This window comes from Paenibacillus sp. AD87 (assembly GCF_001659845.1).
Taxonomy (GTDB): domain Bacteria; phylum Bacillota; class Bacilli; order Paenibacillales; family Paenibacillaceae; genus Paenibacillus; species Paenibacillus marchantiae.
Genome location: NZ_LXQN01000022.1, coordinates 242,783 through 256,558 on the forward strand (window position 1 = coordinate 242,783; position 13,776 = coordinate 256,558).

The following is a 13,776-nucleotide window of genomic DNA, read 5'->3' on the forward strand; positions in this document are numbered from 1 at the left end:
GTGTGCGCACCGCATACCAAGTAAGAGGCCGTTCCTCTCCGCAATCACGGAGAGGAACGGCTTTTCACCATGTCAGGCCGCCCAGATTGCGCTGTAACGACGCTTAAGAGCGTGTCCGGTATTCCTCAGCCTTTTCCAACATACCCGCGGCCACAGCCTCATTCTCGGACAAGCCGTTGTCTGCCGCAAAAGCACGAATATCCTGCGTAATACGCATGCTACAGAACTTAGGGCCGCACATGGAGCAGAAATGGGCTTCCTTAGCCCCTTCTGCCGGCAACGTCTCATCATGGTAGGACAGCGCACGTTCCGGGTCCAGTGACAGGTTGAACTGATCCCTCCAGCGGAACTCAAACCGTGCCTTGGACAGCGCATCGTCCCGCCGCTGGGCACGTGGGTAACCTTTCGCCAGATCAGCGGCATGAGCAGCGATCTTGTAGGCGATAACGCCTTCCCGCACATCATCCTTATTGGGCAGGCCCAGATGTTCTTTTGGCGTAACATAACAGAGCATCGACGTGCCGAACCAGCCGATCATCGCCGCCCCAATCGCCGAGGTAATATGGTCATATCCTGGGGCGATATCGGTCGTCAGCGGTCCCAACGTATAGAACGGCGCCTCCTTGCAAATCTCCATTTGCAGATCGACATTCTCCTTGATCTTGTGCATCGGCACATGTCCAGGACCTTCAATCATCACCTGCACATCATGCTTCCAGGCGATTTGTGTTAGTTCTCCAAGCGTAGCCAGTTCCGCCATCTGGGCTTCATCATTGGCATCATAGATGCTTCCTGGGCGCAGTCCGTCTCCCAGCGAGAACGCCACATCATACCTTTTCATAATCTCGCAGATTTCTTCAAAATGGGTATACAAAAAATTCTCTTGATGATGCGCAAGGCACCATGCTGCCATGATGGACCCGCCCCGTGACACAATGCCCGTCATACGTTTGGCGGTCAGCGGAATATATCTCAGCAGCACACCTGCATGGATCGTAAAGTAGTCCACACCCTGCTCTGCCTGCTCTATGAGCGTGTCACGATACAACTCCCAGGTCAGCGCTTCGGCTTCTCCATTGACCTTCTCCAGCGCCTGATAGAGCGGAACTGTTCCAATCGGTACAGGTGAATTGCGGATGATCCATTCGCGGGTCGTATGAATGTCCTTGCCTGTGGAAAGATCCATCACCGTATCCGATCCCCAGCGTACGGCCCAAGTCATCTTCTCCACCTCTTCCTCGATGGAGGAGGATACCGCAGAGTTTCCGATGTTCGCATTGATCTTCACATGAAAATGACGCCCGATCAGCATCGGCTCACTCTCCGGGTGATTAATGTTCGACGGCAGGATGGCCCTGCCACTCGCCAGCTCCTGCCGCACAAACTCCGGTTCCACACCCTCACGAATGGCGGCGAACTCCATCTCCGGCGTGATCATTCCCTGCCGTGCATAATGCATCTGGGTCACGCAGCGCCCCGCCTGTCCCCGTAACGGTTTACCACGCAAGCCCGGATACTTCTCGGCTCCAGTTCGCTTCCCTCCCGGTTTCAATCCGTTATCCTCCGGTTTTACCGTTCGTCCCTGGTAGGCTTCAACATCTTCACGCTCCGTAATCCAGCGGGTGCGCAGCGCTGGCAGCCCTGCCCGGATATCGGCATGAAATCCAGGATCGGTCATTGGTCCGCTCGTATCGTAAACACACAGCGGTTCGTTATGCTCCACTCCTTGGGGAGTATTGGTGTCATGAAGGGCAATTTCACGCTCCGGTACAGCAATGTCCGGTCGTGAGCCATGAATGTATACTTTGCGGCTGCCCGGGAAGGGCTGAACCCGTCCTGTCGTACCTTTTTCCTCTGCCAACTGCAGATCCTGCTTGTCCTGTCCCATCATTCGGTTTCCTGTGCTCATCGCTCTTGTCTCCTCCTCATTGGTGATTGCCTGGATTGAAATGCTTGCTCACGGGTCCAAATCATCCACAACATAGAAAAAGGAAGAGCGACCATACCACACAAAATAGAGACATACACTTCAATTAATACAGACAGTCGAAGCAAAAGGTTTACACCCAATGCTCGCCAATGGCACCCAGCTCTTTATGCAGAAACAGCTCTGACACCGGCTTCCGCCTGTTTACTGTATAAAAAAAGCCGGTTCCCAAGGGAACCGGCTTATGTCCATCACCAATAACACACCTCACTCAGGCTCCATAACGGAGTCCATCCATAGGTCACATTATATGGTGTTCGTGGTCGTATCGCCGATTACTTCCCTACGCTGGTATGATCCAGATCAGGTGCAAAGGGTCCAGAATCTCATGCGATTCCGTCTCAGTCCGGACAATTCGGACTCCCCCAGTAACGTTAACAAGTTGCAGCATCTCAGCCGCAGATTATTCAATTATGCTGACCCCGTTGGGCCGTCCATTACAGAGTAGCGCAACCGAATCATAAAAACAACCTTTAATTTCCAGAGCATAAAATCAGGATAACATCAGTCCCATCTGTGTAGCTGCTTCCTTCAGCACAGGTGCGTATTCATGCAACGTCTCCTGCGAAAGGCGACTAACAGGCCCGGATACCGACAGAGCAGCAGCGATGTTGCCTTTCCGATCCATGATGGGTACAGATACAGCCGCGGCTCCCGGTTCACGCTCCTCATAACTTGTTGCGTAGCCGTATTCCAGAATGTCTTTCATCTGGGCCAAATATACTTTGGGATCGATAAATACGGGCCATTCCGGTCCATTCATCAGATCTTCGCGGTCCTCTTCGGTGGCAAAAGCCATCAGCACTTTGCTGGATGCTCCCACGGATAACGGAAGTCTGACGCCCACCGGAGCTACACGACGAATCGCCTGATCACTCTGCACGGCTTGAATTCGAATCCGCTCACTGCCATCACGCAGATATAAACTCACAGTTTCACCCAATCGGTCTCTCAGCCGCTCCATCGCAGGAAGGAGCAAAATAGCCGGATCATCGCTGCGAGACATATGGGCAGACAGTTCCCAGATGCGTATGCCGAGTCGATACTTCTCCGTTGCTGCATCCCGGATCACGAACCCCTTGTCCTCCAGAGTAGCCATCAGACGATGGACTGTACTTTTGTGCAGACCGATCTGGCTGGTAATTTCCGTGAGTCCCAGATCACTGCGGGTTGTAAAACACAATAATATATCCAGCGCCCGTTCTACAGCCCGGACGGTTAACTTTCGGTCTTCCATGGCAAGTTGCCCTCCTCATGTTTCATCACATGAAACTTGGTTACATAAATTATATGAGAAACGGTCTCATCTGTAAACCAAAAAGCGCCATTTGGAATAGGGATATTTGTAAATATTTTCTTTTTATAAATTAGAATCCCCTGCAATTTGCACCCTAAGGAAATGTTACCCATATATCTTCAAAACTATATAACAATTGCGTAACAAATGGCCTCAATCAATTGACTTTGACTATATTGGAACATACGATAAAGATATATTAAATTAAGATTTTGCTTCATAAGTAGTCAGAAAAATCATTTATCTGCTCTGTTCGTCTCGTTGTTATCTTCATTTGATTTTTAAAGGAGGGGCAATCATGTATCCGACATCCCAGAGCGAAGCCCCGCTGCAAACGAAAGTGTCAGATCTGCCTTCTTCGTTATCACCGAGGCTGATCCGGTTCAAACATATTGTCGTGGCGTTGTTGCTCTCCGTTGTATTTTTTCTGCTCTTTTGTTTCATTGCACTACACGGTTATATTGCTTGGGTATTATCCAATCCAACTGTAGCGCCTGTATTCTCCAATCCCATGCAGGCGAAGAACATGAAGTATCAAGACATCACGTTCCCGGCAGCAGACGGCAGTCGAACGATGCAGGGTTGGTATATTCCGGCTGATGATAATGCAAACAAAACCATCATATTCAGCCATGGATATGGTGCGAATCGTGAAGAGACCTGGGTACCGATGTATGATCTGGCCCATTATGCTCACCAACTTGGCTTCAATGTGGTGATGTTCGATTACGGTTTCGCTTCACAGGTGAACAAAGCTGTCGCCACAGGCGGCAAAGCCGAGTCCCAGCAGCTGCTTGGTGCTATCCAGTTTGCGAAGCAGCGCGGAGCTCAGGAGCTTGTCGTATGGGGTTTCTCCATGGGTGCAGGTACAGCCCTGCAGACTGGGCTGATTACCAAAGATGTGGATGCTATGATTCTGGACAGCACGTTCCTGCTTGAGCCGGATACGCTGTATCACAACATCCATAATCAGATTGATCTTCCGCGGCAGCCTACGCTGGAGATTATGAACCTGCTGTTCCCGATTCTGAACGGGACCGGATTGCAGCAAATTCCGTATCAAGAAGTGAAAAAAGAAGATTATCCTTTCCCGATTTTCTTCATCCATGGTACCGAGGATGAGAAAGCTCCTTACCCGATTGCGGAGCTGCTTGCCGGCAACCAAACCAATCCGAATTCCGATGAATGGATTGTGGACGGTGCGCATCATGAGCTGATCTTCCGGGAGCATCCGAAGGAATATCTGCGCCGTGTCTCCACATTCCTGAGTCATGTGACCAAGACGAGCAGCGATGATGTGGAAAATACGAATAACGGAGAATCGTGAAAATCCGGTAATTCAAGAGCCCCTAAGGGCTCTTTTTTTGTGTATACATAGGACAACATGCCTGAAGAATATACTTTTGGGATGAATTAAAGACAGCTCTACCTTGTACAATACAAAATTGAGCGAACCGGGGAAGCAATTCGTTTCTGCTACTGGATCTGAATTCAAATTCATCTGAACGGAGGTATACCGCTTATGAATTGGTATGGATATGGGCATCTGCTGCCTCTGCGGGTACTCGAAGAAGTCCGTTTCTGGAAAGAGCAAGAGAAGGAACATACGATTGTCATTCGTGCCTTGGTTCCTGATCTTGAACCCTCATATGTCAAATGGCTTGCGGAATGGGAAGCGATTTTTGAGAATAGCGAACGAGTCGCGAATCAGCTGTTGAAGCAAATACTGCCGGGAACCCAACCGCCTGCTCCTTACATCATCCGCTGTATTGAACAGCTCGTGGCTGCGGCCTGCACACAATCGCGTGAGTTCATTAGACAGCTGTACGTCCTGCTGGAGCAAAGTACTGCTGTTCAGCAGGTGCCGATTGCCAAAGTGGTTATTCTGCATTTCATACGTGAATCGGAGTATTTCCTGGGGGTACTTGAAACGCTGAAACAATCTGGAGCTTTGCGAGATTTGGTGTCTGATCCATCTTTTTCACTGGACCATATTCTTCAAACCTCGGAACAACCGGCTGATGCCAACGTACAAGTTGCTTCAACGCCCGTATCTGAACAAGCCTATCGTGAAGCAGTAGAAGAATCGTCCAATGCTGCGGGAAAAATCAATAACTCCACTCCAGCGGTACAGGCACAATCTTCAGCGACTGCTGTAAAGACTCCCAATACAAATGCCGAGGGTACAACCAGCTCTTCAGCAGCGCCAGTCAAAGAGAAACCTGTACCTATTGGCGGACACACACTGCCACCCCTACCCTATGCCTACAATGCGCTGGAACCACATATCGACGAGATGACGATGCGTATACACCATGACAAACACCATCAATCCTACGTAGACGGACTGAACACCGCGGAGAAAAAGCTGGCAGAATCGCGGAAAAAGAATAATTTTGAACTCGTTAAACATTGGGAACGCGAACTCGCATTTAATGGTGCAGGCCATTACCTGCATACGATCTTCTGGACAATTATGAACCCTAAAGGTGGAGGTAAGCCTTCCGGTATGCTCGCAGAGCAGATCAAGCGGGATTTTGGCAGCTATGAAGCGTTCAAGAATCAATTCACTGAAGCGGCCAACAAAGTGGAAGGCAGTGGCTGGTCCATGCTGGTCTGGAGCCCGCGGGCGCACAGATTGGAGATTTTACAGGCGGAGAAACATCAGAACCTGTCCCAGTCCGACATCGTGCCTCTCCTGCCACTTGATGTATGGGAACACGCCTACTATCTGAAACACCAGAATGAACGCAAAAAATATATCGAGGACTGGTGGAAGGTTGTGTACTGGCCAGCTGTGGCGGAACGTTACGAAACTGCGCGCAAGCTGTTATGGCCGCCTTATTAGTATTCTCGGGCTAAGCATAGCATCGGGGAGTACTCTGGAGCGCATTGAATCCATGGTTCAATAATTTGATGTAAAAAAAGAGATATCTCCAGCCAAATGACTGAAAGATATCTCTTTGAGTTTGAATACAACTATTTACTTGCGGATAGAAGCTGCCTCAATCGCTTCATAAGCCCAATGTGTGGCGGGTACATCCGACCACTGTCCTACCGCATTCGTTTCAGCTTGAAAACCGATCAGCTTATTCAGCATTGTAACAGCTTCAGCGCGGGTGATCGGCCGACTTGGACGGAACGTGCCATCCTTGTATCCGGTAACTACTCCCGCCGAACTTAATTGTTCTACTGCTTGTTGCGCCCAATGCTCGTTCACATCGGTAAATGCTTTCGGCGCAGTAGTCATCTGAGCAGATGTTAATAACGGCTGTAACACGACAGCCATTTCCGCGCGGGTAATCGCTTGATCCGGCTTAAAGCTGCCATCTGTATAGCCTTGAACAGAACCGGATTGGGCTGCTGCTGATATAGCCCCCTGTGCCCAGTGGCTGGATGTAACATCTGTAAATTCATGACTTCCCTCAAGAGCAGATGTTCCCAGAATACGCGTGATTAATGTTGCCATTTCCGCACGAGTTACATTACGCTCTGGTCGGAAACTGCCATCCGTGTACCCCTGAATATAAGGTTGTGCTTTCAATGTGTTGTCTGTCCAGTCTTTGACCTTAACAATGGAGAAAGTACTGAATTTGTTTACTTCAATCTCGACGCCTTGCTGATTATCACCGTTTAGGGTAACCCGTTTGCCGTGTACAAGCTCCTTCGTTCCATCACTATGCTCAATATATACACCTAGCTCCTCAGACTTCACACCTGCAACCTGATTAGCATCTAAAGGCAATATGAGCGTAACAGGTCTGCTCTGTAGATTCGTTTCGATCATCATTGGACGTCCAATGATCTGGATATCCGTTGTGCCTACGAATCGGATAATCGACTCATTCGCCTGTGCTCTCTTTTGGATCTCTGAACGTTGGGATTCCTTCTTCACCGGTACAAGACGGAAATACATATCATCTGTGCGTCCGTTCAAGGAATTCGCCGGAATGGTAATCTTTACATTAGGATTGGAAATAACCAGATTCACTCCTTGCTCAGCCAGCATTGCTGACGCTTGTGGAGAGAGCTTCAGATCCCACTGTGATACTTCATCTTTTGCGTCTGGAATCAAGACAACCGCTGTACGGGAGCCTGTCTGTTTCAACTGGTCGATAATGGTTTGCGTTTTGCTCTGATCAAGAAGAAGTTCATCCTTAACCGTACCATCTGTTCCTCGAGTACGTTTAATCTCCAAGGAAGCGATCGTTGAAGCTTGATCCCCATTCGCTACATCCACTTTGATTACTTCTTTCTGTGGAGCTTGTGGAGTTGTTGGCGATACAGGAGTTGGAGTAATAGCTCCCCCACCTCCCCCATTAACTGGCGTTTCTGGATTGGATGGAGTTATGTTAATCTTCACTGAATTAGAAATTCCATATTCGGATACGCCATCTTCATATACAGCTCTAACAGCGAAAATATATTTTTCGCCTTCTCTAAGATCATTAATTTCCCAACTACTATTCATAATATTAGAAGTAACAAGTACCCATTGTGAAGGGTCTACTGGTGCTGATGAACCTTCGTACATATAGACCGAAGCTAATCCGTTCATGATTGGATCCCAAGTTAACGTAACCTTTTTCTCACCTTTTGTTGCCACTACATGCTGTGGTACAGGAAAGTTCGGGTCTGGATCTGGATTAGATCCACCACCATTATTATTCTCCTCTTGCGGGATCACAACGTTAGATGCAACATAATCTGAATTTTCTTCATCGGAAGTATACGATCTAACTGCAAACACATAAGATTCACCATTCGTCAGCCCACCAATATGTCCATCGATGTAACTGTCCGTCACATTTGTCCACAGATCCGGATCCTTAGGTGCCTCCGTACCTTGGTACATATACACGCGATATTCTAATTCTGGTTCTTCAGTCCATTCAATGGCAGCCTGACCATCACCCGGTGTAGCCACTACGTTTTGTGGAAAAGGCGTTGAGTTTGCAGGAGTTTCATATCCCCGTTCTCCCATGTTCCAGAGCTGACCATTCGTATCTTCTACCGCCAGGAACACTCGGTACGAGGTGCTCTCTTCCAGTCCTGTGAACAAGAACGATCTTTCTTCATTAGCTTCTAGATCAACATAAGATAGATTAGCCAAGGCATGTAATTTAGTATCTTCATCCGACTGTCCCGCATTTTCTTCATCATACGTTCGATTGTCAAAATAAAATCTACCAGCTTCATTAAGCTTCACTATAACTTTAGATGTGGACTGAGTAATTGTTCCGTTTGTAGGATATGGATACAAATAATCTATTGTCCGATCAGGCAGTGGTGGAGTCGGTGCAGTCATAAGCTTGGATGAACGTAATATCGGATACCCATCGTTGATCCTGTTACGAGTTGTCCAAACTCCATCGAAATCCCATCCACTGAAATTAGATTGTTGTTTCATCTGTTCGGTAGTAAGACCCGTTGCATAATTAAAACCATTCTGCTGGTTCGTACTACTCTTGGCTAAATCATAGTAGTTATTAGTAAAGATAACTTGATTCTCTGGATCATTCAGATTACCAATGACTGACCCTATTGTCTGATCATCAATAGGTGATGATGAATTATCAGACATAACGTTTACAGATGCCGCCACATAATTATTAAGTACATTTATTTGAGAGGTGTTACTCGAGCGACGTACTTTATTCACTTCACCAATCAGTCCGCCAATGGCTTCAGCAGAAAAATCATTATTCCCTGTAGCATCAGATCTGACTGAACCAATCACATAGTTATCCGCAATAGTATGGCTAGACTCATAATTAAGCTGGCCAATCAATCCGCCTACCTGGTAGTTACCCGTCACCTGTCCTGAAGCGTAGCTTTGTTGAATGAAGTTATCATTCGACTCTCCGATCAGTCCACCTATAGAATCATAACCACTCACTGTGCCTTCTGCAGCATTTCCAACGATTGTGCCTTTATTGCTTTCACCCAAAAGCCCACCGAAGGATTCGCCATACTCATCTAAGCCACTTACCGTGACACTAGTGCTATTATTCAGGTACTCACTTTCGTCCGAGTATCCTGAGATGCCCCCTACTCTTATATTCCCTCGTATATTTCCGCTGATATGCACGCCTTCAATGCGTGACTCTCTAATTTCTCCTGCAAGCCCACCTACCATCGCATCACCTGTAAAGGATACATTATTTAATATAAGATTTTTAACCTCAGCACTTTGTAATCCGTAGAATAACCCCACAGATTTCTGGGTATCATCTGTTGTTCTCAAACCAGAAATTGAATAACCATTCCCATCGAACCTGCCTGTAAAAGGCATAAGCTCATCTTCTATCATGTCAGCAATTGGAGTCCAAGATCCTCCGTTCAAAAACGTGCTCATGGCTGCTTCAGAAATATCATTCTTCAGCTTGTAATTACCGTTTAAGTCTCCTCTTACGCAATAGAGCTCTTCAGGCGTACTAATGAGCTTCCATTCAACATCATCAGAATCCGTTTCCGTTATTTCATAGCAACTCTTGGCCTGAACGACGCCTTGTTGAAACACAACTGGCAGCATACCGAAGACCATAAGGAACGATAATATCACGACCCCTATTCGTCTCAGGAGCCTGGCGCGCTTCTGGTGATCCTTTTTTCGCATGTTCGAATCTTCCCTTCTCTTTCTGTTGTAGGAAGATTATAACTATCAGCTCTGAACGGATTCTGAACATTTATCGTCATTTTTCGTGAAAATATGCCTTTTCTCGCATTTTCGCAAAACCACTTTCAATTAAGCATGTTTCTTCCCGTGCAATTTGTTGTTCAGCGGGGCGCGCCTGAATCGAATAATCCAAATGCAGATACAAAAAAAGCAAGCCTCTATACTAGAGACTTGCTTATCATTTGAGAACCACTGTGCAGAGCGTTTACCTTAAGACGCGCAGCCTTCACAGGCAACATAGTTGTCGCCAACCTGTTTGCTAATGGCGATCAGATCGCCCAGCTTGATATCTTCTTCACCTGTAAATTCAAGATCAGCGATACGTGCAACGATCAGGGCAGCTGCTTCTTCCTTGCTTGTAGCCATTTGGCTAAATTCAGACTTTTCGCCTGTAGAAATGACCTCATATAAGTACGTATATCTTAAAGTTTCCATGTAGACACTCTCCTTCCGAAATCACATCATATCATCTCTATTACCCAATTCCAAGTCCAAGCTTCTGAACCTAATCGTAACGCAGTTTCATCTGCTCAGCCGTCCGTCTAACGGCTTCCCGATCCACGGTCAACACACGGCTCGTCTCCGCCAGGGGAAAACGCTGACGCAGTGTACGTACCAGCGAAGCTGTATACGCCGCAGCAGAAGGGACACCTGCCAGTTCCTGCAAACTCGCCATCGTTCCGGGCCGAACATCCGGATAGCCTTCGCTGGCACCGTCTGCTGCATCCTGATAGAACTTACGCACGTCTGCTGCCAATTGGTCCCCTTGTCCTTCCACGATGATAAAGGCCGTAATGATATAAGCCTTGGCCTGTCTGCGCTGGGCAATACCACAGAATTTCAGTCCACCCACACTGACATCATAATCCCCAGGACAGAAGGCGCCTTCGATCTCCCCCGTACGTGCCTGACTCGACCACGGTGTTAGCGATTCAGCAATCAGTGAGGCCATCTCCCGAAAATCATCGTGAATATTGATAGCGCGCCCAGGGTTCGGCAGAATTAATGACACGTTAACCACCCCTGGATTCAGAGGAACTGCTGCACCACCGGATGGACGAACACAGACCGCCGTTCCCTGGCTTCTAATGCGTTCCATCGCTTCTACCGCCTGAGGCAGCCTCCGATCCCGCAGCCCCGCTACAAAGGCATCTGGATGCCGCCAAATGTGAGCAACAGGCAACTGACCTTCTCCCACCCGGCGGCACATGACTTCTTCCCAAGCAAATGCTTCAAGCACACTGCTCCCGTGCCGCAGCAGCGGTGTCTCCCAAATCTGTAGACGCAATGAATGATCCAGCTGCATCTGCTGCTTTGCTCCCGGCGATCCGGGTTGATCTGAATTGGACGGTACACTCATATAAGATAGCCTCCGACTAAACTAATCTGGATGAATTGAAATAATTACGTAATCCTTATGTATCCCCATGAATGCAAAAGTAATATATAAATAAGCCGGTTCCCCAGGGAACACGGCTTATTTATGAAAGCTTCCATTGGCACAAGCATCTATACTGCCATTTCAGATCCAGCAAATTGCCGAATGGAAACAACATGATGGTGCCAAAGGATCCAATGCTTCTGGCTTGTCCAACGAGTGGAATGAGCCGATCTTAATCTTTCATCAGCGACAGGAACTCGGCACGCTGTGCCGGATTGTCACGGAAAGAACCACGTACCGCAGACGTTACCGTCTTGCTGCCCGGCTTCTTCACGCCGCGGGAACACATGCACAAGTGCTCGCCTTCCACGACAACCATGACACCGTTCGGCTCTACTGCTTCAGTCAGAATATCGGCAATCTGTGAGGTAATGCGCTCTTGGACTTGCAGGCGGCGGGTAACTGCCTCCACCAGACGGGCCATTTTGCTCAATCCCACAATCTTGCCACTCGGTACATATCCAATGTGCACCTTGCCGAAGAAAGGCGCCATATGGTGTTCACACTGGCTGTAATAGACAATGTCCTTCACAATGACCAGTTCTTCATGATTCTCGTCAAACGTCACTCCAAGTACATCGCGCGGATCCACTTCATACCCGCCAAAAATCTCTTCATACATCCGGGTTACGCGTGCAGGCGTTTCAAGCAGCCCTTCCCGCGTACTATCCTCACCGATCAATTGCAAGATCTGCTCAATGTGATACTCGATCTTCTCCCGATTGTCGGATACTTTTGAATTCAAATAATCTTTAACGCCAGCCACTGCCGAACGCCTCCTTTCGAACCACATGCTGTAAGTAGCTATTCACTCCTGCATTATGCAAAATGCTCACTCACAGCTATTATTTTCGGCGGCCCGAGTTTTTACGCGCAGGATGTTGTTGCGGCTGAGGCATCTTAGTGCCAGGCTGCTGGTTCTTCATCATCTGCTGGGCGCGCTGCATCTGCTTGCCATTCAGGTTATAACCCATTTGCTTCGCCATCTTCTGGAGCATGTCGGGATCGCTTTGCATTTTCTCAAGCTGCTTCCGCAAGTAGTATACCCCAATGAAAAATCCTCCGACCAGACCAACAATCAATGTAATAATCGGTATTGCTATTGCCATCTCTTAGACACCTCTGTATGCAATCTAAAAAGCCTGATGATCCGTGTCAGCACATGATGTTATACGCTCACAATGCAAACATGACACGCACCGGATTTCCTGAAAGTTATCATAGCATTTCCGCACGCCTTGAGCAAACGGATTTTCCAGCTATCTGCTGAATTTAACATCCAGAAAACAGATCGAAAACATTCAATAAATCTCTCAGGAACATCCGTATAAGTTACATCAGTACCGCCTCTATGAAAACGGTTGTATGCTGAGCCAGATCCACTTCAATCACATCCAGATCATAACGTGTACTGCCACGTGCCACCCGAATGACCGGCCTACCGGGCAAACCCCGGTGCTGACGCACAATGACTCCGGTCTCTCTGGTAGACAATCGAACTGCTGTTCCATTCGGATAAACGGATACACTCCGGTTGAATTCTATCAAAATGTCACGATCCAGCTTCGTGCCAGACATCGCCATCATCTCTTCACAGGCTTCATGCGGCAGCAACCTTCGACCCGAAAGGCCATTGATCAGATTATCATACGTGTTAGCTGCACTGACGATTCTGGCGAACAGATGAATGTCTTTTCCCTTGATACCTCTCGGCTGTCCCGTTCCATCCACATGCTCATGATGCTGCAGAGCTGTATGTGCCACAAGCAGATTGAACTCCCGTTTGGACTTGATCAACTCGAACCCTCTCCACGTGTGATGCAGGGAGGAATTCGCTGCTGAACCGCTGCCGGGTGGCTCCCCCACTTTACCGATGTCATGCAATAGAGCTCCGACGGCTAGATCCTTGAGCTGCACATAGTTAAGCCCCAGATTCAGACCAATGACAGAAGACAGCAAACATACATTCATGGCGTGAACATACTGTGCGTTATCTTTGGTCCGAATATCTGTGAGCTGGACAAGCAGTTCACGCCCATTCAGAACATCGTTCAACAATTTATCGATGCTGATGGCGACCTTCTTCGGGCTCCAGTCCTTCCCGGAACGGATAGATTCAAGCGTTACACTCATTTCATTAATAACTGCCTTTTTCGTGGCTTCATCCAGAATGTCTTCTGTATCCACATCTTTATAAGCTTCATCCTGGATGTATAGCATGGTCACGCCAATACGCTTCAGCGTATTAACCATAAATACGGTGAGTTGGACTCCGGCAGACAGCAATACCGTACCGTTACCGGAATATACTGTTTTGCCCAGAAACTCTCCCGCTTCCACGCTCTCCACGTTAACATACTTCATGAACGTCC

The 13,776-nt window shown here is 48.0% G+C and carries 10 protein-coding genes and 1 riboswitch; of the genes, 2 read left to right on the forward strand and 8 right to left on the reverse strand.

Going from position 1 to position 13,776, the window contains the following annotated elements; all coding sequences use genetic code 11:
• Positions 1-103 precede the first annotated feature (103 nt).
• Together thiC and gpAD87_RS29260 are read right to left on the reverse strand one after the other, a co-directional pair.
• Positions 104-1,891 carry a phosphomethylpyrimidine synthase ThiC gene (gene thiC / locus gpAD87_RS29255; RefSeq protein WP_064642922.1) on the reverse strand — a complete coding sequence of 596 codons (1,788 nt, stop codon included), beginning with the start codon at positions 1,889-1,891 and terminating at the stop codon, positions 104-106.
• Between the two features lie 359 nt (positions 1,892-2,250).
• A riboswitch (TPP riboswitch) is annotated at positions 2,251-2,364 on the reverse strand.
• 116 nt (positions 2,365-2,480) lie between these two features.
• Complete coding sequence (locus gpAD87_RS29260; protein WP_064642398.1) at positions 2,481-3,224, reverse strand: IclR family transcriptional regulator; 744 nt, start codon at positions 3,222-3,224, stop codon at positions 2,481-2,483.
• A gap of 358 nt (positions 3,225-3,582) precedes the next feature.
• On the opposite strand from gpAD87_RS29260, the gene gpAD87_RS29265 reads away from it, so the two are divergent.
• Together gpAD87_RS29265 and gpAD87_RS29270 are read left to right on the forward strand one after the other, a co-directional pair.
• A complete protein-coding gene (locus gpAD87_RS29265) occupies positions 3,583-4,611 on the forward strand; it encodes an alpha/beta hydrolase (protein WP_063568039.1) in 1,029 nt (342 codons plus the stop codon).
• A 195-nt stretch (positions 4,612-4,806) separates the two neighbouring features.
• Positions 4,807-6,132, forward strand: coding sequence for a Fe-Mn family superoxide dismutase (locus tag gpAD87_RS29270; RefSeq protein WP_064642400.1), 1,326 nt, complete (start codon positions 4,807-4,809; stop codon positions 6,130-6,132).
• Between the two features lie 135 nt (positions 6,133-6,267).
• Here the strand turns inward: gpAD87_RS29270 and gpAD87_RS29275 are convergent, their stop codons facing one another.
• From gpAD87_RS29275 to gpAD87_RS29300, 6 genes are all read right to left on the reverse strand, one after another.
• Positions 6,268-9,903, reverse strand: a complete 3,636-nt coding sequence (locus gpAD87_RS29275; RefSeq protein ID WP_082935393.1) for an S-layer homology domain-containing protein — start codon at positions 9,901-9,903, stop codon at positions 6,268-6,270.
• A gap of 270 nt (positions 9,904-10,173) precedes the next feature.
• On the reverse strand, positions 10,174-10,398 hold the full coding sequence (locus gpAD87_RS29280; RefSeq protein WP_053779639.1) for a hypothetical protein: 225 nt from the start codon (positions 10,396-10,398) through the stop codon (positions 10,174-10,176).
• A 70-nt stretch (positions 10,399-10,468) separates the two neighbouring features.
• Complete coding sequence (locus tag gpAD87_RS29285; RefSeq protein ID WP_082935394.1) at positions 10,469-11,323, reverse strand: lipoate--protein ligase family protein; 855 nt, start codon at positions 11,321-11,323, stop codon at positions 10,469-10,471.
• A gap of 253 nt (positions 11,324-11,576) precedes the next feature.
• The gene (gene folE, locus gpAD87_RS29290; protein ID WP_063568443.1) at positions 11,577-12,170 is read right to left on the reverse strand and encodes a GTP cyclohydrolase I FolE; all 594 of its coding nucleotides are present in this window, start codon (positions 12,168-12,170) and stop codon (positions 11,577-11,579) included.
• A gap of 79 nt (positions 12,171-12,249) precedes the next feature.
• Positions 12,250-12,513: a YneF family protein gene (locus gpAD87_RS29295; RefSeq protein ID WP_063568444.1), complete on the reverse strand. Its 264-nt coding sequence runs from the start codon at positions 12,511-12,513 to the stop codon at positions 12,250-12,252.
• A 223-nt stretch (positions 12,514-12,736) separates the two neighbouring features.
• A complete protein-coding gene (locus gpAD87_RS29300) occupies positions 12,737-13,768 on the reverse strand; it encodes an HD-GYP domain-containing protein (RefSeq protein ID WP_063568445.1) in 1,032 nt (343 codons plus the stop codon).
• Positions 13,769-13,776 lie beyond the last annotated feature (8 nt).

What these genes read in the sequence shown, in the direction of transcription:
- thiC (WP_064642922.1), bottom strand. Translation starts at nt 1,891, where the DNA reads ATGATGGGACAGGACAAGCAGGATCTGCAGTTGGCAGAGGAAAAAGGT.
- gpAD87_RS29260 (WP_064642398.1), bottom strand. Translation starts at nt 3,224, where the DNA reads ATGGAAGACCGAAAGTTAACCGTCCGGGCTGTAGAACGGGCGCTGGAT.
- gpAD87_RS29265 (WP_063568039.1), top strand. Translation starts at nt 3,583, where the DNA reads ATGTATCCGACATCCCAGAGCGAAGCCCCGCTGCAAACGAAAGTGTCA.
- gpAD87_RS29270 (WP_064642400.1), top strand. Translation starts at nt 4,807, where the DNA reads ATGAATTGGTATGGATATGGGCATCTGCTGCCTCTGCGGGTACTCGAA.
- gpAD87_RS29275 (WP_082935393.1), bottom strand. Translation starts at nt 9,903, where the DNA reads ATGCGAAAAAAGGATCACCAGAAGCGCGCCAGGCTCCTGAGACGAATA.
- gpAD87_RS29280 (WP_053779639.1), bottom strand. Translation starts at nt 10,398, where the DNA reads ATGGAAACTTTAAGATATACGTACTTATATGAGGTCATTTCTACAGGC.
- gpAD87_RS29285 (WP_082935394.1), bottom strand. Translation starts at nt 11,323, where the DNA reads ATGAGTGTACCGTCCAATTCAGATCAACCCGGATCGCCGGGAGCAAAG.
- gpAD87_RS29295 (WP_063568444.1), bottom strand. Translation starts at nt 12,513, where the DNA reads ATGGCAATAGCAATACCGATTATTACATTGATTGTTGGTCTGGTCGGA.
- gpAD87_RS29300 (WP_063568445.1), bottom strand. Translation starts at nt 13,768, where the DNA reads ATGAAGTATGTTAACGTGGAGAGCGTGGAAGCGGGAGAGTTTCTGGGC.